Origin of the sequence: Catenibacillus scindens, from assembly GCF_014202115.1 — a bacterium.
Taxonomy (GTDB): Bacteria; Bacillota; Clostridia; order Lachnospirales; family Lachnospiraceae; genus Catenibacillus; species Catenibacillus scindens.
The window spans coordinates 335,247-356,294 of record NZ_JACHFW010000001.1 but is presented as its reverse complement, the minus strand read 5'-3'; the positions used below and the strand labels follow the sequence as shown (position 1 = coordinate 356,294).

General features: G+C 47.8%; 24 protein-coding genes. 15 read left to right on the top strand and 9 right to left on the bottom strand.

Annotated features, from left to right (window positions below):
• The first annotated feature begins 30 nt into the window (after window positions 1-30).
• Complete coding sequence (locus HNP82_RS01475; RefSeq protein ID WP_183770668.1) at window positions 31-288, top strand: HPr family phosphocarrier protein; 258 nt, start codon at window positions 31-33, stop codon at window positions 286-288.
• Entirely contained in the window at window positions 288-1,847 is a 1,560-nt protein-coding gene (locus HNP82_RS01470; protein WP_183770666.1) for a discoidin domain-containing protein, read from the top strand. The genes HNP82_RS01475 and HNP82_RS01470 overlap by 1 nt, the downstream gene beginning before the upstream one ends.
• A 15-nt stretch (window positions 1,848-1,862) precedes the next feature.
• On the opposite strand, the gene HNP82_RS01465 is transcribed toward HNP82_RS01470, so the two are convergent.
• Window positions 1,863-2,069, bottom strand: a complete 207-nt coding sequence (locus HNP82_RS01465) for a hypothetical protein (RefSeq protein ID WP_183770664.1) — start codon at window positions 2,067-2,069, stop codon at window positions 1,863-1,865.
• 227 nt (window positions 2,070-2,296) lie between these two features.
• Here HNP82_RS01465 and spoIIR point away from each other — a divergent pair, with 227 nt between their 5' ends.
• The 7 genes from spoIIR (at window position 2,297) to fba (ending at window position 8,213) form a co-directional block, all read left to right on the top strand.
• Window positions 2,297-2,905 carry a stage II sporulation protein R gene (gene spoIIR / locus HNP82_RS01460; protein WP_183770662.1) on the top strand — a complete coding sequence of 203 codons (609 nt, stop codon included), beginning with the start codon at window positions 2,297-2,299 and terminating at the stop codon, window positions 2,903-2,905.
• A gap of 166 nt (window positions 2,906-3,071) precedes the next feature.
• A complete protein-coding gene (locus HNP82_RS01455; RefSeq protein WP_183770660.1) occupies window positions 3,072-4,139 on the top strand; it encodes a D-alanine--D-alanine ligase family protein in 1,068 nt (355 codons plus the stop codon).
• Between the two features lie 12 nt (window positions 4,140-4,151).
• Window positions 4,152-4,958, top strand: coding sequence for a glutamate racemase (gene murI / locus HNP82_RS01450; RefSeq protein ID WP_183770658.1), 807 nt, complete (start codon window positions 4,152-4,154; stop codon window positions 4,956-4,958).
• 113 nt (window positions 4,959-5,071) lie between these two features.
• Window positions 5,072-5,515 carry a DUF1934 domain-containing protein gene (locus tag HNP82_RS01445; RefSeq protein ID WP_183770656.1) on the top strand — a complete coding sequence of 148 codons (444 nt, stop codon included), beginning with the start codon at window positions 5,072-5,074 and terminating at the stop codon, window positions 5,513-5,515.
• Between the two features lie 12 nt (window positions 5,516-5,527).
• On the top strand, window positions 5,528-6,418 hold the full coding sequence (galU, locus tag HNP82_RS01440) for a UTP--glucose-1-phosphate uridylyltransferase GalU (RefSeq protein ID WP_183770653.1): 891 nt from the start codon (window positions 5,528-5,530) through the stop codon (window positions 6,416-6,418).
• A gap of 132 nt (window positions 6,419-6,550) precedes the next feature.
• A complete protein-coding gene (locus HNP82_RS01435) occupies window positions 6,551-7,174 on the top strand; it encodes a cytidylate kinase-like family protein (RefSeq protein WP_183770651.1) in 624 nt (207 codons plus the stop codon).
• A 175-nt stretch (window positions 7,175-7,349) separates the two neighbouring features.
• On the top strand, window positions 7,350-8,213 hold the full coding sequence (gene fba, locus HNP82_RS01430) for a class II fructose-1,6-bisphosphate aldolase (protein ID WP_183770649.1): 864 nt from the start codon (window positions 7,350-7,352) through the stop codon (window positions 8,211-8,213).
• A gap of 147 nt (window positions 8,214-8,360) precedes the next feature.
• Here the strand turns inward: fba and HNP82_RS01425 are convergent, their stop codons facing one another.
• A complete protein-coding gene (locus HNP82_RS01425) occupies window positions 8,361-9,425 on the bottom strand; it encodes a GH25 family lysozyme (protein WP_183770647.1) in 1,065 nt (354 codons plus the stop codon).
• 159 nt (window positions 9,426-9,584) lie between these two features.
• Window positions 9,585-10,532 (bottom strand): flavodoxin family protein, encoded by a 948-nt coding sequence (locus HNP82_RS01420; protein ID WP_183770645.1) that lies wholly within the window; start codon window positions 10,530-10,532, stop codon window positions 9,585-9,587.
• A 271-nt stretch (window positions 10,533-10,803) separates the two neighbouring features.
• On the opposite strand from HNP82_RS01420, the gene cls reads away from it, so the two are divergent.
• Entirely contained in the window at window positions 10,804-12,333 is a 1,530-nt protein-coding gene (cls, locus tag HNP82_RS01415) for a cardiolipin synthase (protein ID WP_183770643.1), read from the top strand.
• A 10-nt stretch (window positions 12,334-12,343) separates the two neighbouring features.
• Here cls and HNP82_RS01410 read toward each other — a convergent pair whose 3' ends face one another.
• Window positions 12,344-13,222 carry a radical SAM/SPASM domain-containing protein gene (locus HNP82_RS01410; protein WP_183770640.1) on the bottom strand — a complete coding sequence of 293 codons (879 nt, stop codon included), beginning with the start codon at window positions 13,220-13,222 and terminating at the stop codon, window positions 12,344-12,346.
• A gap of 118 nt (window positions 13,223-13,340) precedes the next feature.
• Between HNP82_RS01410 and thiD the strand changes: the two genes are divergently transcribed.
• The gene (gene thiD, locus HNP82_RS01405) at window positions 13,341-14,120 is read left to right on the top strand and encodes a bifunctional hydroxymethylpyrimidine kinase/phosphomethylpyrimidine kinase (RefSeq protein ID WP_183770638.1); all 780 of its coding nucleotides are present in this window, start codon (window positions 13,341-13,343) and stop codon (window positions 14,118-14,120) included.
• On the opposite strand, the gene HNP82_RS01400 is transcribed toward thiD, so the two are convergent.
• The 5 genes from HNP82_RS01400 to HNP82_RS01380 are packed head-to-tail and all read right to left on the bottom strand — an operon-like array spanning window position 14,098 to window position 17,487.
• Window positions 14,098-14,823: a PHP domain-containing protein gene (locus tag HNP82_RS01400; protein WP_183770636.1), complete on the bottom strand. Its 726-nt coding sequence runs from the start codon at window positions 14,821-14,823 to the stop codon at window positions 14,098-14,100. The two genes, thiD and HNP82_RS01400, sit on opposite strands and share 23 nt — an antisense overlap.
• 11 nt (window positions 14,824-14,834) lie before the next feature.
• The gene (locus HNP82_RS01395; RefSeq protein ID WP_183770634.1) at window positions 14,835-15,173 is read right to left on the bottom strand and encodes a hypothetical protein; all 339 of its coding nucleotides are present in this window, start codon (window positions 15,171-15,173) and stop codon (window positions 14,835-14,837) included.
• A gap of 20 nt (window positions 15,174-15,193) precedes the next feature.
• The gene (locus HNP82_RS01390) at window positions 15,194-16,684 is read right to left on the bottom strand and encodes a [Fe-Fe] hydrogenase large subunit C-terminal domain-containing protein (RefSeq protein ID WP_183770632.1); all 1,491 of its coding nucleotides are present in this window, start codon (window positions 16,682-16,684) and stop codon (window positions 15,194-15,196) included.
• A gap of 31 nt (window positions 16,685-16,715) precedes the next feature.
• Window positions 16,716-17,141, bottom strand: coding sequence for an ATP-binding protein (locus HNP82_RS01385; RefSeq protein ID WP_183770631.1), 426 nt, complete (start codon window positions 17,139-17,141; stop codon window positions 16,716-16,718).
• Window positions 17,134-17,487, bottom strand: coding sequence for a DRTGG domain-containing protein (locus HNP82_RS01380; protein WP_183770630.1), 354 nt, complete (start codon window positions 17,485-17,487; stop codon window positions 17,134-17,136). The genes HNP82_RS01385 and HNP82_RS01380 overlap by 8 nt, the downstream gene beginning before the upstream one ends.
• Window positions 17,488-17,763: 276 nt before the next feature.
• Between HNP82_RS01380 and HNP82_RS01375 the strand changes: the two genes are divergently transcribed.
• From HNP82_RS01375 to nuoF, 4 genes are read left to right on the top strand one after another with little or no spacing between them, the layout of a single operon-like run.
• Complete coding sequence (locus tag HNP82_RS01375; RefSeq protein WP_183770628.1) at window positions 17,764-18,258, top strand: NADH-quinone oxidoreductase subunit NuoE family protein; 495 nt, start codon at window positions 17,764-17,766, stop codon at window positions 18,256-18,258.
• 4 nt (window positions 18,259-18,262) lie between these two features.
• A complete protein-coding gene (locus HNP82_RS01370; protein WP_183770626.1) occupies window positions 18,263-18,820 on the top strand; it encodes an ATP-binding protein in 558 nt (185 codons plus the stop codon).
• A gap of 50 nt (window positions 18,821-18,870) precedes the next feature.
• Window positions 18,871-19,242, top strand: coding sequence for a (2Fe-2S) ferredoxin domain-containing protein (locus HNP82_RS01365; RefSeq protein WP_183770624.1), 372 nt, complete (start codon window positions 18,871-18,873; stop codon window positions 19,240-19,242).
• A 12-nt stretch (window positions 19,243-19,254) separates the two neighbouring features.
• Complete coding sequence (gene nuoF / locus HNP82_RS01360; RefSeq protein WP_183770622.1) at window positions 19,255-21,045, top strand: NADH-quinone oxidoreductase subunit NuoF; 1,791 nt, start codon at window positions 19,255-19,257, stop codon at window positions 21,043-21,045.
• Window positions 21,046-21,048: the final 3 nt, after the last annotated feature.

The following is a 21,048-nucleotide window of genomic DNA, read 5'->3' as shown; positions in this document are numbered from 1 at the left end:
GAGGCTGAGAAAGGTACGGAGGACAGACCAATGGTAAGCAAAAAAATAGTTATTAACAATGACCTTGGGATCCATTTGCGGCCGGCGGGAAAGCTGGCTGACGCGGGGATGCACTATTCCTGTTCCATTTATCTGGCCCGCAACGGAAAGCGGGTCAATGGGAAGAGCCTGCTGAGCATTTTAAGCCTTGGTATTAAAAAGGGCTATGAAGTGGAGATTCAGTGTGATGGCAAAGATGAGCAGGAAGCGCTGGATGCGTTTGTAAAAATTCTGGAGGACAATGGGTGATGGGACAAAATTGTAGAAAATGCGGGGCGCCGCTGGAGCCGGAGGCAAGTTTCTGTACTGTTTGCGGCGCTGCTGTGCATGATCGCCAGGAATCAGGTATCAGTGATGCCTCCAAGGCGAAAAACCGGAAAAAAGCAGGGATTATTATGGGCTGTCTGGCTGGCAGCGCGGCAGTTATTGTCCTGTTGGCGGTGGTTTTGATTGGACGGCCCTGGGATAAAAAAGCCGTCTTGGAAAGTTCCCCGGAATTTGTTGTGGAAACAGGTTCTGGCAATGGAAATGGAAATGATCAAAAGGGTGAGATTTATGTCCAAAGCAAGGGAGAGGATGAGACCGGGGAGTCTGGCAGCAGCCAGACATCTTTGGAGAGCCGTTCAGAATCGGAAAGTGAAAATGCTGCTGCTGAAAAAAACGATAAAACAGTAGGGTCCCAGATCATTCTCCCGGCGAATTTTACTTTTTCAGATGAGGAATGGAACCGTTTAAGTTATGCAGGCGCATGGCTTGCGGCACTTCTCTCCGATGATGAGCTTGCCGGCGGTACTGCCTTTGAAGTTGGAAATATGACAAAGCCGTCGTTGGAAAGATATGTTATGGCATTGATGACAAACATTTACGCCGATGATGAAACCTATTCCAGAGACAGAGAATTTGAGGAGAATCTTGGCCTTGTGGGGGATGGGAAAAACTATATAGCCTATTCAAAGAAAACGGTTGATGTCCTTCTTGGCAATACCCTTGGGTATGCACCAGAGACCTCTCTGATAGAGAACGGCAGCGCTTCCGGTGACGGTATGTCCTTTGACGGTGAAAATTATTATTGGGAAGATCGGGAGTATCCCGTTGTTTATGAACTGCGCTTCTGCGGATGTGAGGTGGAGGATAATCTGGCGGTAACAGAGGCCGAGCTGATGGCATCAAACGGCAGCGGATATTATCCCTCCGGAATTTATAAAATATGGTGGCAGAAAGATGACAAGAGCAATCTGGGTTATGTGATTATACGGATTCAAAAGGTATTTGAGGCGGCACCTCAAAGTGTCCAGGCTGAGGCGTCATCAACGCTCATATCCTATGAACGGGCGGATAAGTATCAGGTGTCCAATGTACTCGACCATGATTTGTCCACCGCCTGGGTGGAGGGCGTAAATGGCTATGGAGAAGGGGAGAGTATTTTACTTACCTTTGACACAGCACAGGCGCTCCATGGTATACGAATCTGCGGCGGCTACCGGAAAAACGCGGCAACCTACCAGGAAAACGGAAGAGTGACCTCTTACCGGCTTGAATTTTCCGACGGAACCGTTATGGATGTGAATATGGGGGATTATCCGTCGGATGGAATGCTTGGAAAGGCTCCAGCAGGCGTTATGGGCTGGGAAACTGTGCTTTCAACAGACGGCAGAGAGTGGCAGGGCTGGGACAGCCTTAAATCAGGTATGGATTATATTTCTTTTGGCAAAGCGGTCACCACGGATTATGTCCGCCTTACAATTCTTGCCGTAGCACCGGGAACGGTGTATGAGGACACATGTATTACAGAGATTGAGGTTTATTAATGACAGCCGGAAACACTAGTGTTTCCGGTTTTTTAAAACTCTGTAGATCAGACCGATGGCGTACAGAAGCACCGGTACGGCCACCGTGGCAAAGATGGAAGCCCGAAGCAGTCCCTGAGCCAGTTCCCCTTCCATCAGGGAAAAGATGAGGGTGCAAAGGTACAAAAGAATAAGAAGAACGGCACCTGCCAAGGCAACAAAACGTTTAATTTTATTATACATAAAAACTCCTTTGGGTTGGGTGATGCATGAATGTTTCGCTATCTAATATTTTACATGAGAAAATGTAAAAATGCAAGCTAAGGTCCGCTGCTCATTTTCCGGATCATGGGTTATCGGGAATGGGATGGAATAAAAAAAAGCCAGATGGGAAAACTTCAGAGGACGGTGTTCCTGGAAAAAACAGGAACAAAAAACGTTTAGGTGGAATCATAACAGGAGGAAGTTGGATGAAACGACCATTAATTTTTTTATGTCTGGCCTTTTGCGGAGTGCTGTTAATGTTTGTTCCGGATAAAAACTATCAGAGGGAGATCTCGGACAAGATTTTGCGGTTTCATGTGATCGCCAACAGCGACAGCTTTCAGGATCAGCAGTTAAAAATCCAGGTGCGCGATGCGATTCTTGATTTTTTGCGGGAACCTTTAGCTCAATGTGAGAGCAGGGAGGAGTGTGAGGCGGCGGTTTTGGAAAATCTGTCGGGAATCGAGGCGGCTGCCCTGGCCTGTGTGCGACAGCAGGGGTATGATTACAGCGTTGACGCTGCGCTGACAAATCAGTATTTTCCGGAAAAAACTTATGGGGATATGACTTTTCCCAGAGGCTTCTACCAGTCCCTTACAGTGGATATTGGCAGCGGAAGGGGGCGGAACTGGTGGTGTGTCCTTTTCCCAAGCCTGTGTTTTACCGACGCTGTCACAGCAGATGTGGGTGAGGAGTCACGGGAAACCCTTGAGAATACATTAACGCCTCAGACTTACGAGACGCTTCTGGAAGGGGCTCATGTCCAGATTCGTTTTAAAATTTGGGAAATCATTGATCATTTGTTTTTGAAATGAGGTTGAATAATCAGCACATTTACGTTAAAATAAGTCCGAGCCCCCGATGCGGGCATCGGGGGCCTGGTTCATTGCCAGAAAGAATAAAGTCGCAGGCAGGGTGCCAGAATTTATCAATTTTGGAGCCCCTGTGCATAGATAATAATAAAAAAGAGGTTATTTTATAATGGAAGAAAAACTGACAGTTGCAGTCTTATTTGGCGGACAGTCATCGGAACATGAGGTTTCATGTATGTCTGTTGTGAATATTGTTTCTGCAATGGATAAGGAAAAGTATGATATACATATGATCGGGATCACAAAAGATGGGAAGTGGCTTCTTGTGGATGATCTCGACAAGGTTAAGGAGGACACATGGCGTGAGAGCGACGTACAGGCGATTTTAAGCCCTGACGCGGAGGATCACGGCATTTTGTGTGTGAAAGATGGAAAACTTGAAAGGCTTCATGTGGATGTGGTTTTTCCGGCGCTTCACGGTATGTACGGGGAGGACGGAACCGTCCAGGGACTTCTGGAATTGTCCAGGATACCTTATGTTGGCTGCGGGGTTTTGGCATCGGCCATTTCCATGGATAAGGTTTATACGAAACAGATCGTGGACACACTGGGAATCCGCCAGGCCAGATATGTGGTGATCCGTCATACAGATCTGGAGGATATGGCCGGCTGCATCGCCAGAGTAGAGGAAACCCTGGATTATCCTGTGTTTGTTAAGCCGTCAAAAGCCGGTTCCTCCAGGGGCGTCACTAAAGCCTCCGACGCGGCACAGCTTGAGGAAGGCTTGAGGGAAGCGATCCGCCATGACTCCAAGATCCTTGTGGAGGAAACCATCGTTGGGCGGGAGATTGAGTGCGCCGTCTTAGGCGGCTATGATCCAAAAGCTTCCGGCGTGGGCGAAGTGCTGTCGGCAGACTCGGCCCTGTACTCCTATGAGGCCAAATATTTTAACGCGGACTCACGGACAGATATACACCCGGCATTTCCGAAAGGGGTGCTGGATGAAGTGCGGGATGACGCTGTCCGGATTTTTAAGGCGGTGGACGGCTACGGCCTTGCCCGCGTAGACTTTTTCCTGGAAAAGGATACCAATCAGGTTGTCTTTAACGAGATCAACACCCTCCCCGGCTTTACCGGCATCAGCATGTACCCCATGCTCTGGGCCGATAAAGGGGTGGACGCGTTTACCCTTATTGATACACTCATCGCCCAGGCGTTTAAGCGCTTTGGCGCATAAGGAGGAGTTACCGTGGTAAAAGACGCTCCGATCGGTGTGTTTGACTCCGGTGTGGGTGGACTTACCGTTGTGCGGGAGATCATCCGCCAGCTTCCCTCGGAAAATGTGGTCTATTTTGGTGACACAGCCCGTGTGCCTTATGGCAGTAAGTCACAGAAAACCATTATCGAGTACACACGTCAGATCATTCATTTTTTAAAGACAAAACATGTAAAGGCCATTGTTATCGCCTGTAATACGGCCAGCGCCTACGCGCTGGATACGGTGGCCCCCGAAGTAGATGTGCCTATTATCGGTGTAGTACGGCCAGGGGCATACACCGCGGCCTGCACAACGTCCACGGGAAATATCGGGGTCATTGGGACTGAGGGTACTATTAATAGTGGAATTTACACATCGGTGCTTCATGAATATAATCCCTCATTTAATGTGATCGGGAGGGCTTGTCCTCTTTTTGTACCTCTGGTGGAAGAAGGTCTGTTAAATGATTCTGTGACTGATGAGATCGCCTCCAGATATTTGAAAATCTTAAAAGATGCCAAAGTAGATACGCTGATCCTTGGCTGCACTCACTATCCCTTGATCCGCAGCACGATCCGCAGGATCATGGGGGAGGATGTCAATCTGGTGAATCCGGCCTATGAGACAGCTATCAGTCTTCGGGCCATGTTGAAGGAGAAAGGACTTTACCGGGAGAGCGGCGAGCCTCACTACCGCTTTTTTGTCAGTGATGGTACAGATAAATTCAGCGCTTTCGCAAACTCTATCCTGCCGGTCCAGCTTATTGAGACCCGGCTGGTGCCTATAGATGAATATTAGTTTAACTATTCAGCCGCGCAAGCGGCGGTAAAGCAGCGTTAGCTGCGGGAATCCGAGAGGCAGGGCTGAATAGTTACATATTAGCTTAGAATTAGAAAAGGAAGGTTTTACTTATGACAAAAGATGTCATTGTTTCCATCAGCGGACTGCAGATGGACGCGGACCAGGCTATGCCGCTAGAAGTCATCACTGTGGGCAGTTACTATTATAAAAATGGAAAACATTACATTTTATTCGATGAAATGTCTGAGGATGGCCAGGAACAGACGAGAAATACCATTAAAATCACAGACAACCGGGTGGATGTGATCAAAAAGGGCGAGAGCAGCGTTCATATGATCTTTGAGCCGGATACAAAAAATATGACTTATTATCAGACGCCATTTGGCAATCTTCTTGTGGGGATCAATACTCTGGGCATTTCCCACAAGGAGGATGACTTAAATATCAATACAAAAATTGATTATGCTCTGGATGTGAATTACGCGCATATGTCCGACTGTTCCATAGAGATCAATATTAAATCCAAAGAGGATAAAAATTTCCGATTACAATAGAGGAGGGTTATAATGAAAATTAAAAAAGCTATCATCCCGGCAGCCGGGCTGGGAACACGTTTTCTTCCGGCAACTAAGGCTCAGGCCAAAGAGATGCTGCCCATCGTAGATAAGCCTACGATCCAGTATATTGTGGAGGAGGCGGTAGCCTCAGGTATTACCGACATTATTATTGTCACAGGAAGAAATAAAAAGCCTATCGAAGACCACTTTGACCGTTCCATGGAGCTTGAGATGGAGCTGGAAAAGGCTCAAAAGCAGGAAATGCTTGACCTTGTCCGTCATATTTCCGAGATGGCCAACATATATTATGTACGTCAGAAAGAGGCAAAGGGTCTGGGTCACGCTGTACTGACAGCCCATAATTTTATTGGCAATGAGCCTTTTGCCGTTATGCTTGGGGATGATGTAGTAGAGGCAAAGAAGCCCTGTATCGGTCAGATGATTGATATCTATAATGAATATCGTACAAGTGTTCTCGGCGTTCAGAAGGTAGATGAGAGCGTTGTGAGCAAGTACGGTATCGTGGACTGCAAACAGATTGATGACAGGGTTTACAAAGTCCGGGATCTGGTGGAAAAACCAAAGCAGGAGGAAGCGCCGTCCAATATTGCTATTTTAGGCCGCTATATTCTTACGCCGGACATTTTTGACTATTTGAGAAATCAGGGTGCCGGGGCAGGCGGTGAGATCCAGCTTACAGACGCTCTGCGCCGCCAGGCCCAGGACTGCGCTATGTATGCCTACGACTTTGTGGGTAAACGCTACGACGTGGGCTCAAAGATCGGTTTCCTCCAGGCAAATGTAGAGTTCGCTCTGAGAAACCCGGATCTTCGTCAGGAAATGATCAACTATCTGGATCAGCTTCATGATCACATGGATGAAATGATAAAAGTTGACTGATATTTTATTTATCTTTTACGATAGAAATCAGTACACATAATCCATGGTTTTATGGTATAATAGCCACAAAGTGGCTATTATACCGCTTTATAACCGGCGTATGAACCGGACTGACAGATGGGAGGAATTATTATGGCAGGTAATCTTATTATTGCGATCAACAGACAGTATGGCAGCGGCGGCAAAGAAATTGGCACAAAACTGGCCAAAGATCTGGGCATACCAATCTATGACCAGGAGATTCCGGAGATGGCCGCTAAAAAGAGCGGCATCCGCAAAGATTATTTTGAAAAAGTTGACGAAAAGCCTACAGATAGTTTCCTGTACGCTTTGGCGATGAACACTTTTTCAATGAATGGAACAATGAATCCTTTTGACCATGCGTTGTCCAGCGACCGCCTTTTTAATATCCAGGCGGAAGTTATCCAGGATCTGGCAAAAGAAGGTCCCTGCGTGATCATTGGGCGCTGTGCCGAGTATATCTTGAGAGATGAACCCAACAGGATCAGTGTCTACATCTGCAGTCCTATGGAAAAGAGGATCGAGCGGATCTGCCGTCTGTATCAGCTTTCTGAAAAAGAGGCGCAAAAGAAGATCATGTCTATTGATAAAAAGCGGGACAGCTATTATGGCTATTATGCGGGGAAGGACTGGAGAGGCTGTTCCAGCTATAATCTGTCCATTGATTCCGGCATTTTAGGCATTGAAAATACAGTGGAGATGCTTAAAAACTATATTCAGCTTCGGCAGAAATGATATTTTTTTCACATACGATATTTCCTTTTTGGAAAAAATAGAGTATACTATTGTCTTGGAAGAAAGTCACAGGCACCGTTCGTCCGCAGCACCTCTTTGCCGGGCCGGTTTTATGCCGGGTTTAGGGGAGCCGGGAGTTGGATGCCATTATAACAATCTATGGAGGAATTATTTTATGTTAGTATCAGCAAAAGAGATGTTGACAAAGGCGAAAGCCGGACATTACGCAGTTGGTCAGTTTAATATTAACAATCTTGAGTGGACAAAGTCTATCCTGCTGACAGCTCAGGAGTTAAATTCTCCGGTAATTCTTGGTGTTTCCGAAGGTGCCGGAAAATATATGGCAGGTTACAAGACTGTTGTAGGTATGGTCAACGGTATGCTTGAGGAACAAAATATTACTGTTCCTGTAGCTCTCCATCTGGATCACGGCTCCTATGAAGGCTGCTTTAAATGTATCGAAGCAGGTTTTTCATCTATTATGTTTGATGGTTCCCATTATCCCATCGAAGAAAATGTGGCAAAGACCAAAGAGCTTGTTGCTATCTGCAATGAAAAAGGAATTTCTCTGGAAGCGGAAGTTGGCTCTATCGGTGGTGAAGAAGACGGCGTAGTCGGTATGGGCGAAGTTGCTGATCCTAAAGAATGTAAAGCGATCGCTGATCTCGGCGTGACTATGCTTGCTGCAGGTATTGGCAATATTCATGGAAAATATCCTGCAAACTGGCAGGGATTAAGCTTTGAGACTCTGGATGCTATCCAGCAGCTTACAGGGGATATGCCTCTGGTACTTCACGGCGGCACAGGAATCCCTGCGGACATGATCAAAAAAGCCATCTCTCTGGGCGTATCAAAGATCAATGTAAATACAGAGTGCCAGCTCGCTTTTGCGGAAGCTACACGTAAGTATATTGAAGCTGGAAAGGATCTTGAAGGCAAGGGCTACGACCCACGTAAACTTCTGGCTCCTGGGGCTGAAGCGATCAAGGCTACAGTTAAAGAGAAGATGGAACTTTTTGGTTCTGTTGGAAAAGCCTGATCTGTGATGGGACAGCCAGCCCAGTTATAATTAAAGCCTGCCATATCCATAGGAAATACCTTTGGAAATGGCAGGCTTTATATATCACAAAACGCATTTTCTGTTATATAAAAACGCTTGGCAAAGCTCACACTGGGGCGGATGGAGCTATGAAGCTGTGGAAACGGGGATTTTTAATAGCTGTCCTGCGTAGATCAGGTTGGGAGTTCTCAGATCATTGATCTGGATCAGCTCTTCCACAGAAGTATTGTATCTTTGGGCAATGCTCCACAGAGTATCTCCTGAGCGGATGGTGTAGTACCTGTAATCCGGGGAAGAAACAGGCGTTTGTGAACCGGGGATGATAAGCCGCTCTCCGGTATAGATCAGATCCGGGTTGGAGATTGCGTTGGCAGAGACAATCCTGGAGATGGTGGTGTCAAAACGCCGGGCGATGGACCACAGAGTGTCTCCGGCACGCACAGTATAATCTGTGTCCTGAGATGTTGTGGGAGCCGGCCCAGGGTTTGGAGAGACAAGGCCGGAGGTATCCAGTATGGTGGAGGTGAAATAATTCCGGTCAACGCGGCCATTGATTCCGTCAACCCTTCCCGCGTCTGTATACTGCCAGCCGCTCCACCACCCCCAGTACAGCGGGTCTTCCACCGCGTCAGAACCATATTCTGCCGCCCAAAGGGGATAGGAGGAGAAGGAGGCATCAAGGCGTCGGGCATTGGAAATATCGCTGTAGATCACCGGTTTTTTGCCGGTGTAGGCTTCCAGGCTTTCCAAAAAAACTTTGGCAATAGTCTGTACCTGGGCGTCATCCAACCCGGCCAGATCTTCAAAATCCATGGCGGGACGGCAGTCAAAAGTTTTGCCGGAGAGCAGGATGGCAAAAGCGTGGGCCTGAAGGCGGGCCTGGGATGAATTCCGTGCAGTGACATAATAATAGGCGCCAACCTTTAACCCGGAAGCCTTAGCGCCGGCGTAATTTCTCTCAAAAAAAGGATCGGTGTAGGAGGCGCCCTCCCCCGCCCGTATATAGACGATCTCTACGCCGTTTTGGCTCACCCGGTTAAAATCTATATATCCCTGCCACTGGCTGACGTCAATGCCGGGGATTAAATCTTGACGGTCTGGCGGGATGGAAGCGCCGTAAACTCTGGCGGCATAGGCACAGGTTAGTATAAGGATTCCGGTCAGGAGAAAAATAAAAGTTGTCTTTTTCACTTTAAACCTCCTGTTTTTGACTTGTGGGAATGATGATATCCCACTACTACAATATGACAAAAATCGGGAAAAGTGAAAATCCGGTCGAAACTTTGAAAAATGAAAAATCCGCGTCTCTCTCTTTGAAAAGAAAGAGACACGGATCTTTTTGTCAGCAGATCAAACTCCGGGGAATTTCATATCTTTATATTTCTGGTAAGCGTCTTTGATAGATGCCTGGTTTTTCATAAAATCAATGCGTGTGGCCACGATCTCATCCAGGTGAAGTTCCCGGGAGGCGTTTTCGTTTCTGTCTCTGCAGAGACCGTTCTCGGCCAGGACAAATTTTACCTCCCCATTTTCATCGCGGACAAGATCACCGCCGGCGCCGCACACGGCGCATTCAAATGGGAACTGGATGCCGTCCCAGTGGGGTTCGCCTTTAAATACGAGGGAAGAGTGGCAGTTAGGACAGAGTCCTTCATTAGGGTCGCCCAGCCATGTGCGCTCTTCGTAAGGGGTATTGACCGCTTTGACAATATTTTCCCCCAGCTTATGGGCTCTCTGGATCTGTTCCGGGCGCAGCAGCACATTGCCGGGGCGGCCGTTGCGGATAGACATCATCTGATCTACAACTTTTATGGACTGTGTAAACATAGTAGCGCCGATACATTCTAAAGACAGCGTCTGCCAGTCGTGGCAGGAACCGCCCACGGCGATAATGCCGGCAACTAAGTGGGGATCCCGTTTTGCCTTGCCGATCTTGATCAGGAAGGACAACTCATAGGCGAGAAAACGCTGGGCAAAACGAAGATAAAGAGAGCTTGGCATGAGATCATAGGTTGGACATCCGATGATTACTGCGTCATGTTCGCGCATAGCTGCCACGATCTTATCCATATCGTCCTTTTGCTGGAGAACACAGCCGGTGTAGTCCCCTTTGCCCATGGCTACATCGCCCATGCTCATTGTACACGCCTCGCAGCCAAGGCAGGGTTCGATGTGATAATCAAAAAGATTGATCAGCGTACATTCACCGCCAGCCTCCATAACGGCGGATAATGCTTCCTTGACAAGAATTTCGCTGTTGCCGTTATGTCTTCCGGCTACAATACCCATAACTTTCATAAAATATTTCTCCTTTGCTTTTTAGTGTCGCCGCACACAGAGCAGCATGAATTATGAATTAAGTATAACATTGTTAAGAAAAAAACAGATGAATCAAATTTGAGAAAAAAACATTGGCTTTTTGCAGATTTGTTTCAGCTTGTCAGGAGAAAAACACAAACGGCCTTGCATTTCCCGTTTTTTGGTAATAAAATGATATCAGTTCAGCTATCGGGCTGTAAGCTACCTGAAAAACAGGAATAGAGAGCATACAAAAGATGGGAGCGGTTTTATGAATTTATTGCGAAAACGCCATGCCGGAATCACCCGTGCCGTTACCGTAGCTATTGCCGTACTTTTACAGTTGATCACTATGTTTATTCTTGTAACGTTGCTGCAGGAGTATGTGTCATGGTTTTATATTCTTTTTGAAATTTTCAGTATTTTTCTTGTTTGTATGCTGGTCAATGATGGCCAGGACTATGAATTTTACTGGGTGATCATCGTGCTGATCCTTCCGGTTTTCGGCTTTTTTCTCTATTTTATGTGGGGAAGAAAGCGGACAAACAGCAGAGAATATCGGCGGTTCAGGGAAGTCAAGGAAAAGGGTCTGAAATATAAAAAGCAGGACGAGGACGTGATCCGGGAATTTCGTCTGCTTCATCCAAACAAGGCGCAGATCAGCCGGCTTTTGATCCACTATGGGTATCCTCTGTATAAAAATACTCAGGTTACATATTTCCCTGTGGGAGAGAGAAAGTTTGAGGCTCTTATAAAAGATATGCGCCAGGCAACCCGGTTTATTTTTCTCGAATATTTTATTATTTATGAGGGAAAGATCTGGGAGGAGATCAAAGAAATTTTAAAGGAAAAGATCAGTCAGGGCGTTGAGGTACGCCTCCTCTTTGATGATTTCGGTTCACTTATGATCAATACAGAGGAATTTCGACATGAGCTGGCGGTCATGGGCGTTCGTTTCGGTATTTTCTCACCCATCCATGAAGGAACATCAAGGCTGACTTTTAACTACCGCAATCACCAGAAGATTGCTATTATTGACGGTAATATCGGCTACACCGGCGGTGTGAATATCGGGGATGAGTATGCCAATATTTATGAGCGTTTTGGCCACTGGAAAGACACGGCGGTGCGCCTGGAAGGGGATGGCGTCTGGGGGCTGACCTGTATTTTTCTTGAAATGTGGGAGTTTGTCAAAGGTTATGAGGATCTGGATTACACAAAATACAAGTCGCTGTATTCTATGGAAACTGCAGGGTTTGTACAGCCTATGGCCGATGGACCGGCTAATAATCCAAGCAATCCTATTGAGGAGACATACACCCATATGATCAATAAGGCCAGGGAGTATATTTATTTTACAACCCCCTATCTGGTCCTTGACGAAAAAATGGTCAACGATTTGTGCCGTGCCGCCCGCAGCGGCGTAGATGTGCGGATCATTACTCCCAGGAAGTATGATAAATGGTATGTCTACATGGTGACTGTATCCAATTATGGTAAGCTGCTGGCAAACGGAGTAAAGATTTATGAGTATGTCCCCGGATTTATCCACTCAAAGACGGCAGTAGCGGATGACGAGTGCGCCATCTGCGGAAGTATTAACATGGATTACCGCAGCTTTTATCTCCACTATGAGTGCGGTGTCTTTATGAGCGAGAACAAAGCAGTGCTGGATATCCGGGATGACATTTTGGAGACGATTGAAAAAAGTCAGCAGATTTTTTACGATGCATGGAAAAAGCGTCCGGTACATCAGCGGATCATTCAGTGGTGTCTGCGTCTCTTTTCCCCCATTTTGTGAGCTGCGCCGGTTAGAAGCGGGTCCGGTAGCCGCAGCGGCGGCAGAGGGGCTGGGTAATCTCATGGCGGGCAAAGCCATGGGATATGGCCAGACTTTTTGGGGAGGCAAGGATTTCCTGGATGTCCTGGGTAAAAATATTGCCGAGAGCCAGACCGCCGTTGCCATCCAGACAGCAGGGGACGACGGTGCCGTCCCACAGTATGGCGATGTGGGTCTTTAAGCCCTGGCAGGTCCCCCTGGGGCCAAAATCCGGCCCATCCATATCCGGCCAGGAAAATTCGTGGTCAAAACTTAAAAATGTATTTTTTGCCAGCTTCACGTCGGTGGTGGTGTAATTCCGGTAATCGGGAACTTCCGGCAGATGGAAAAAACGGGTCAGTTCATTTAAGATGTATCTGTTTTTTTCAAATTGAGGCTGGCTCATTTTTTCAGGGTCCAGATTCCAAAGGCGGAAAGCCGTGATTCCGTGGATGGGGGAGAATTTCACGGAAAATTCCAGGGCAGAGCGGACATATTCCTTAAAGGTCATGTCACCGGGAAGTCTTGTGTTTGCCTCAAAGCTGTGGAGGGAAAGGTTGATCTGGCGTATGGGCCGTGAGAGAAGAATTTTTTCTTTCTGGCCCAGCAGTGTGGCGTTGGTTGTTAAGTTTACATAAAAATTGTGCTTCGCTGCTAAGGCCAACAACTCATCCAGGTGGGGATGGGTCAGCGGTTCCCCTTTAACATGGAGACAGATGTAGTCCGTCAGTGGGCTGACAGCATTGAGAATATAGGCAAATTCCCGTGGGAAAATCATTCCGGGATTGCGTTTTGTGGGCGGACAAAAGGCGCAGCTAAGATTGCACCGGTTAGTAATTTCAATATAAATCTTTTTAAATCTTTTCTTCATTGTGATCCTTGTATTTCCTTAATATATCTGATATTTTAAGAGGGAAAGCATCAAAGATTATTTTAATCGCTAAAAGGCAAAAATGCCAGAGAAGTTTGTAAAAAAGAAGGTAAATGTGATGAAAAAAGTTTTGACTATCGCCGGTTCCGACTGCAGCGGAGGCGCAGGAATACAGGCAGATTTAAAAACAATGATGGCCCATGGTGTCTACGGTATGAGTGTGATCACCGCCCTGACTGCCCAAAATACAACAGGCGTCTACGGTGTGCTTGACGCTGGCGGGGATTTTGTCGGGAAACAGATGGACTGTGTTTTTACAGATATTTTTCCTGATAGTATAAAGATTGGTATGGTATCTAACAGTGATACGATTAAAGTTATTGCCGGAAAGTTGAAAGAGTACGGAGGACGAAACATTGTTATAGATCCGGTCATGGTGTCCACCAGCGGGTGCGCCCTTATGAGCCCGGAGGCCATGGACGCACTGATTGGCATCCTTCTGCCTATGGGTGATGTGATTACTCCCAATATTCCTGAGGCCCAAAAGCTGTGCGGTTTTTCCATAAAGAGCAGAGATGATATGACAAGAGCTGCTCAGGTGATCGGGAGTAATATTGCCGGGAGCGTCCTTATTAAAGGCGGGCACTTAACAGAAACCGCTGATGATCTTCTTTATACTCAGGGCGAGATCCGCTGGTTTAAAGGAGAGCGGGTTGCCACAGAAAATACTCATGGCACTGGCTGCACCCTGTCCTCGGCCATTGCCAGCAATCTTGCTTTAGGGTACAGTCTTGCGGACAGCGTGGCCAGGGCCAAAGATTACATTACCGGCGCCCTCAGGGACGGGATGAATATTGGACAGGGCAATGGTCCCCTTAACCATGGCTGGAATCGGTAAGACTTCTTAAAATATCCTTTGGGGACGGGCTGTCACAGTGGATGCGGTGGACAGCTTCGTGGATATGTTCCAGATAATGGGCGTCGGAGTCAGTAATGACCCGGCACTTGGAGAGATATGGGTTGTTCGCTTTGAGCTGGGGCAGACGGTTCATATCTTTTACCTCAACGCAGGTAAAGCGGCTGTCCGGAGGGATGAAGCCCAGATTAGAGAGGAGACTTGTGGAATTTTTGTCTATATGGGCCGGGATCATAATGCCTCCAAAGGACTTTGTCAGATCGTACACGTTGTCGAAAGAGATATCTGTGGCGTTAATGAGCAGATAGGGATAGCTTCCGAGAATCTCGTCGGTATGGGAGCAAATCGTCTGGCGGCCAAAAATATCTTCATTGTTGGGGATTTTTGGCAAATGTTTCTGAACATAGGCGTCAAAATCCATAGCTCCATCAAGGGAATCAAACAGGCACAGGACATGGACTTCCTCACTGGTACAAAGTTCCATGCCGGGGATCACCGTCAGCCCCAGCTTTTGTCCCGTGCGCACGACTGCCGGACAGTTTTGGCAGGAGTTGTGATCGGTCACAGCGATGACATCCAGGCCGATGAGGGAGGCCAGACCGGCAATGTTGGCCGGTGTCATATCCTCGTCCCCGCAGGGGGACAGGCAGGAATGAATATGCAGATCATAAGTCAGTGAAATCATAGCTTCTCCTTTTACGGCTGCGAAATCTCCTCCCACACTTTCAGGGCGGCTTCAAAAATGGGAAGCGTTGTGGAAAATACAGGGATACCCTGTTCCCGCGCTTTGTTCAGGCAGGCTTCATCAAATGACGTGCCTTCCGCCAAGATCACACAGGCGCAGTCCGTGAGGGCGGCCACAGCCAGAGTATTCATGTTGGCCATAACTGTAACCCAGGCGCACCCGGCGGGAGCCCGGCTCATGGCAATGCTCAAAAGATCACAGCAGAAAGGAACGGTAATTTCTGTATCTGTGTGTTCCGGAAGATACAGGGATGTAAAAATTTCTTTATCAACAAGTGTTTGAAGCGTCATAGATAAGCCTCCTTCTGGCTTTAATAATAAGGACAGACGTGATTGCAGTGGACACAGTCGCCTTTCCCAGGACATTTGGACGGGTCTTTTCCTTCAGGCAGGCTGGTAGGGCGTACACCTTCATTTTGGGCTTCAAGGTGAGCGTCTAAGAGGGATACTTCCCCCATAAGATTTTCGATATAGCGGCGTACAACCTGAATATCAACAGTGTTGTTTTGAGTCTGCGCCTCAAGGCTGTCCAGAAGTTCCATATAATTTTGTGAGAGATCATGGATATGGCCTTTCAGCACAGGGATACAGTAATCTTTGGAGGCATCTCCCCGGACGATATCCTCGGCGAGGGCCCGGCATGTGGGAGCCCCGCAGGCGCCGCAGTCAAGGCCGGGAAATTCATTGCACAGATTTTCCACTTCTTTAAGCATGCGTATGCTTTCAGAAAAACTATTGCCGAGACGAAAGACCGGTTCATATTGTACCGGTACGGTCCAATCCATGGGAGGATTTTCATAGTCTTCCAGATGATTTAAGGATACGGGAAGATATTTATTCAAATGTTTAAGTTTGGCTTTCGCTACATAAGGATTTTCCACCGTGAGTACACCACCCACACAGCCTCCGTTGCAGGCGTTCAGCTCAATAAACTGAAGATGGCCAAACTTCTCATCCTCCAGATCTTCAAGGACACGGATCACATTTTCAATGCCGTCAGCGGCCAGATAGCTGTCAGTAATCAGGCCCCCGGCTTCTCCGCCGGCACCGCCCCAGCCAATGCCGATTTTCCCCGACATGGCAAGATCTTTTGGATTTTGCCGCGCTCGTTTCATCAGGGGAAGGAGCATGGGATAGATATCCTTAATGGCCAGAACATTGTCAATCTGGCTTTTTTCCACGCCCAGAGGGGACTGGACGTAAGTGACCTTGGAAGGACAGGGGGAAATAAAGACAATACCGATGTCCTCAGGGGCCAGTCCGGTGCGCTCCACTGCTCTTTTCCGGGCAAGCTTGGCCGCCACCTCCACCGGAGGATTTAAAGGGAGCATGTGATCAATGAGATTGGGAAAACGTACCCGGATCAAGCGGACTACAGAGGGGCAGACCGTGCTGATCAGCGGCCACTTTTCCGGGTGGGCGCTGACATAGTTGCGGGAGGCAGCGCTAACCAGCTCCGCAGCGGCGCTGACCTCAAAAACATCATCAAAACCCAGATAGATCAGGGCGGTAAGGACGATGTTCACATCATCAAGGTGGTTAAACTGGCTGTACAGAGTAGGCGCCGGGAGGGCCACCGTATATTTGTACTGTTTAAGGACGTCAATGGTGTCCCTCCGGATCTGTTTGGCGTGATGGGGGCAGATACGGACACATTCACCGCAGTCAATACAGAACTTCCCTGTGATCACAGCTTTTCCGTGGCGGACACGGATCGCCTGGGTTGGACAGCGCTTAATACAGTTGATGCATCCCATACATAACTCCTCATCTAAATATACAGAATGGAAAAATTTATCCATGTCCTCACCTCCTTTATCACATCCCTGATGATCACTGCATATGTATGACCATAGTTACTGTGGTTCCTACGCCGAGAGTCGTATCAATATTCATAATGTCGGAATATTTTTTCATGTTGGGAAGACCCATGCCGGCACCAAAACCCAGATTCCGGATATTATCCGGAGCAGTGGAAAATCCTGCCTGCATAGCTTTTTCCACATCGGGAATCCCCGGCCCTGTGTCCGCCAGAACAATGGTAATATCTTCCGGGGAAATGGTGACGGTGATCTCACCGCCATTGGCGTGGATGACCATGTTGATCTCCCCTTCATACATAGCGATGGCCGCTTTGCGCACGACTTCCGGCGGTACACCAATCTGTTTGAGCTTGGCTTTTACGTTGCTGCTGGCCTCCCCGGCGCGAGTAAAATCATCGGGAGAAACCGTGTATTTTAAAACAATCTTATCATCCAATGGAAGCACCTCCGCGCAGCCCGGCGTTATATAGCACGCCGCATGCGGAAAACATGGGCAGTTCAGTGGACAAAACAGCGATGTCCCGCTGGGACGCCAGGTTTATCATATTATCGTCGGGGACTTTCCCACGGACAAAGACAAGACAGACAATATCCATCATTTCTGCTGTGCGGATGACCTGAGGGTTGCACAGTCCTGTAATAAGGACCGATTGGTCCTTGACAAAGGCGAGGACATCGCTCATCATATCTGAGCCGCATGCGGAATGGACTTCTTTATCCAGAAACTGGGCGCCGGAAAGAAGTCTGGCATCCAGCAGGTCCTTAATCTCCTGTACAGTCATAAAATACCTCCTTCTGATCTGATGACATTATGGGGACAAAACACCTTAGTCCCGGCATCTTATATCAAGTATAGCATTGCCATTATATGTTTTCAACAAATTCTTCTTGTTAAATATGTAACATTTAATAAACATATACAGTTTTTTTGTCGGGTTTTTTTGAAGAATCTGTATTCTGGTAAAAAATTAACAAAATTTTCGGAATCATTCTATGGAAAATTGTCAGGGCTAATGGTATAATAAATTTATTCTACGTTTATTTAAGGAGGGATTTACTTGAGTTCTACAAAGCAGACGGTTCCTTTTAATGGAACAAAGGCGCAGGAAGAGCAGCTTATCAAAGTCATTGCGGAACTTAAATCAGAACCGGGCGCTTTAATGCCGATCATGCAGAAGGCCCAGGAAATCTACGGCTATCTGCCCATTGAAGTGCAGACGATCATTTCCGATGAGACAGGGATTCCGTTGGAAAAGATCTACGGTGTGGCAACATTTTACTCTCAGTTTGCCTTGAATCCAAAAGGAAGGTACCAGATATCCGTCTGTCTTGGCACGGCGTGTTATGTGAAAGGGTCCGGCGATGTTTATAGCAAGCTCATGGAGCTGTTAGGTATTGTAGGCGGAGAATGTACGCCGGACGGCAAGTTTTCACTGGACGCGTGCCGGTGCGTTGGTGCCTGTGGACTCGCGCCGGTGATGATGATCAATGATGACGTTTACGGCCGGTTGACCGTTGATGATATCGCCGGTATTCTCGCGAAATACCAGTAGCCTTATGATGACGGAAATCGCGTTAAATGTGCTTGATGTGGCCCAAAATTCTGTGCGGGCTCAGGCGACGCTGGTGTGTATATGTGTGATGGCAGATACTCAGGCTGACCGGATGGATATTACTATTGAGGACAATGGCTGCGGAATGTCCCCGGAAGAGATCCGGCAGGTTGAGGATCCCTTTTTTACCACACGCAAGACCCGCAAAGTGGGCCTTGGCGTTCCTTTTTTTAAATATTCTGCTCAGTGTACCGGGGGTGATTTTAAGATCACTTCCACAAAGGGACAGGGGACGAAGGTGTCTGCCAGTTATGTTCTGTCCAGTATTGACCGTATGCCCCTGGGCGATATGCCCGGAACGGTCCATACGCTGGTCACATTAAATACCCATATCGACTTTGTCTATACATATACAGTCAATGGACGCAGTTTTACTCTGGATACAAGGGAGTTTCGGGATATTCTTGGGGATGTCCCGCTAAACGCGCCTGAAGTATCGTCTTATATCGAAGAATATCTTTGGGAAAATACCCGTGAAGTGAATCAGGATATTGTGTTGTAAGTCAGGATATTGTGTTTTGTGTTGTAAACAATGAGGAGGAGTGTGAAATTATGAAATCACTTGCTGAATTAAAAGCTATCCGCGAGCGCATGCAAAGCCAGGTAGGTATGCGCGCTGAGGACGATTCCCAGACCAGGGTTGTGGTGGGAATGGCTACCTGCGGTATTGCCAGCGGAGCCAGACCTGTACTTAAAGCCCTCTCAGACGCGGTGCAGGAAAAAAAGCTGTCTAATGTGATGGTCACTCAGACCGGATGTATCGGTCTTTGTAAATATGAACCTATTGTTGAGGTTATGGAACCTGGAAAGGAAAAAGTAACCTATGTGAAGATGACCCCCGAAAAGGCGCTGGAAGTTGTGGAGCAGCATCTGATCCGGGGCCAGGTTGTGACCGATTACACCCTGGGCAACATTAAACTATAAGGAGGGGAAGGAATGTATCGTTCACATGTACTGGTCTGCGGTGGTACCGGATGTACGTCTTCCGGAAGCGAGAAGATCATTGAAGCGCTGAAAAATGAACTGGAAAAAAATGGACTGACCGATGAGGTAGCTATTGTCAAGACAGGATGTCATGGCCTGTGTGCCGCCGGACCGATTATGGCGGTTTATCCGGAGGCATGTTTTTATTCCATGGTCAAGGTGGAGGATATCCCTGAGATCGTATCGGAACATTTGCTCAAAGGCCGTGTGGTTTCCAGACTTCTTTATAAAGAGACTTCCGCTGAGGGTGGAATCCTTTCTCTCAATGAGACGGATTTTTATAAGAAACAGACTCGTATTGCCCTGCGCAACTGCGGTGTGATCAATCCTGAAAATATTGACGAGTATATCGGTACCGGCGGCTATGAAGCGCTGGGAAAAGTGCTGACCGAGATGACGCCGGATGAGGTGATCCAGACCCTTTTAGACGCCGGACTCCGTGGAAGAGGCGGCGCCGGATTCCCTACCGGCCTGAAATGGAAGTTCGCTTCCGGCAACCGGGGCAATGTTCAGAAATATGTGTGCTGCAACGCTGATGAAGGCGATCCGGGAGCTTTTATGGACCGTTCTGTCCTTGAGGGCGATCCCCACGTGGTTTTGGAGGCTATGGCTATTGCCGGCTATGCCATCGGAGCGGATCAGGGATATATTTATGTCCGCGCGGAGTACCCCATCGCTGTTGAACGCCTGAAGATTGCCATTGCTCAGGCGAGAGAGTACGGTCTTCTCGGAAAAAATATTTTTGATACTGGTTTTAATTTTGATATTGACCTTCGCCTTGGCGCCGGCGCTTTTGTCTGCGGTGAGGAGACAGCCCTGATGACATCCATTGAGGGCAAGAGAGGCGAACCCCGCCCACGTCCGCCATTCCCGGCAGTGAAGGGGCTTTTTGACAAACCGACGATCTTAAATAACGTGGAAACCTACGCTAATATTCCTCAGATCATTTTAAACGGCGCCCAGTGGTTTGCGTCTATGGGTACGGAAAAATCCAAGGGGACAAAAGTATTTGCCCTGGGCGGAAAAGTTAATAACACCGGCCTGGTGGAAATTCCTATGGGAACAACACTTCGCACTATCGTGGAAGATATCGGCGGCGGTATTCCGGGCGGCAAAAAGTTTAAGGCGGCTCAGACTGGCGGTCCTTCCGGCGGATGTATTCCTGCCGAGCATTTTGATGTCCCTATTGATTATGACAATCTTATCGCGATCGGCTCTATGATGGGTTCCGGCGGTCTGATCGTTATGGATGAGGACAACTGTATGGTGGATATTGCCAAGTTCTTCCTCCAGTTTACAGTGGATGAGTCCTGTGGAAAATGTACCCCATGCCGTGTGGGAACAAAGCGTATGTATGAGATTTTGGACAAGATCACCAAAGGCCAGGGAACCATGGAGGATATTGATAAGCTGGAAGAGCTGTGCTACTACATTAAGGAGAATGCTCTGTGCGGCCTGGGACAGACGGCGCCCAACCCGGTATTGTCTACCCTCCGTTACTTTAGAGACGAGTATATTGCCCATGTGGTGGACAAAAAATGTCCGGCCGGCGTCTGTAAAGATCTTCTTTCTTATAAGATTGATCCGGACAAATGCCGAGGATGTACGCTGTGTGCCAGAACCTGTCCGGCGGACGCCATTGAAGGCAAGGTTAAAGAAACCCACTATATTAATCCGGATAAGTGCTTAAAGTGCGGCGCTTGTATGGAGAAATGCCGTTTCGGAGCAATCTATAAAGAGTAATGG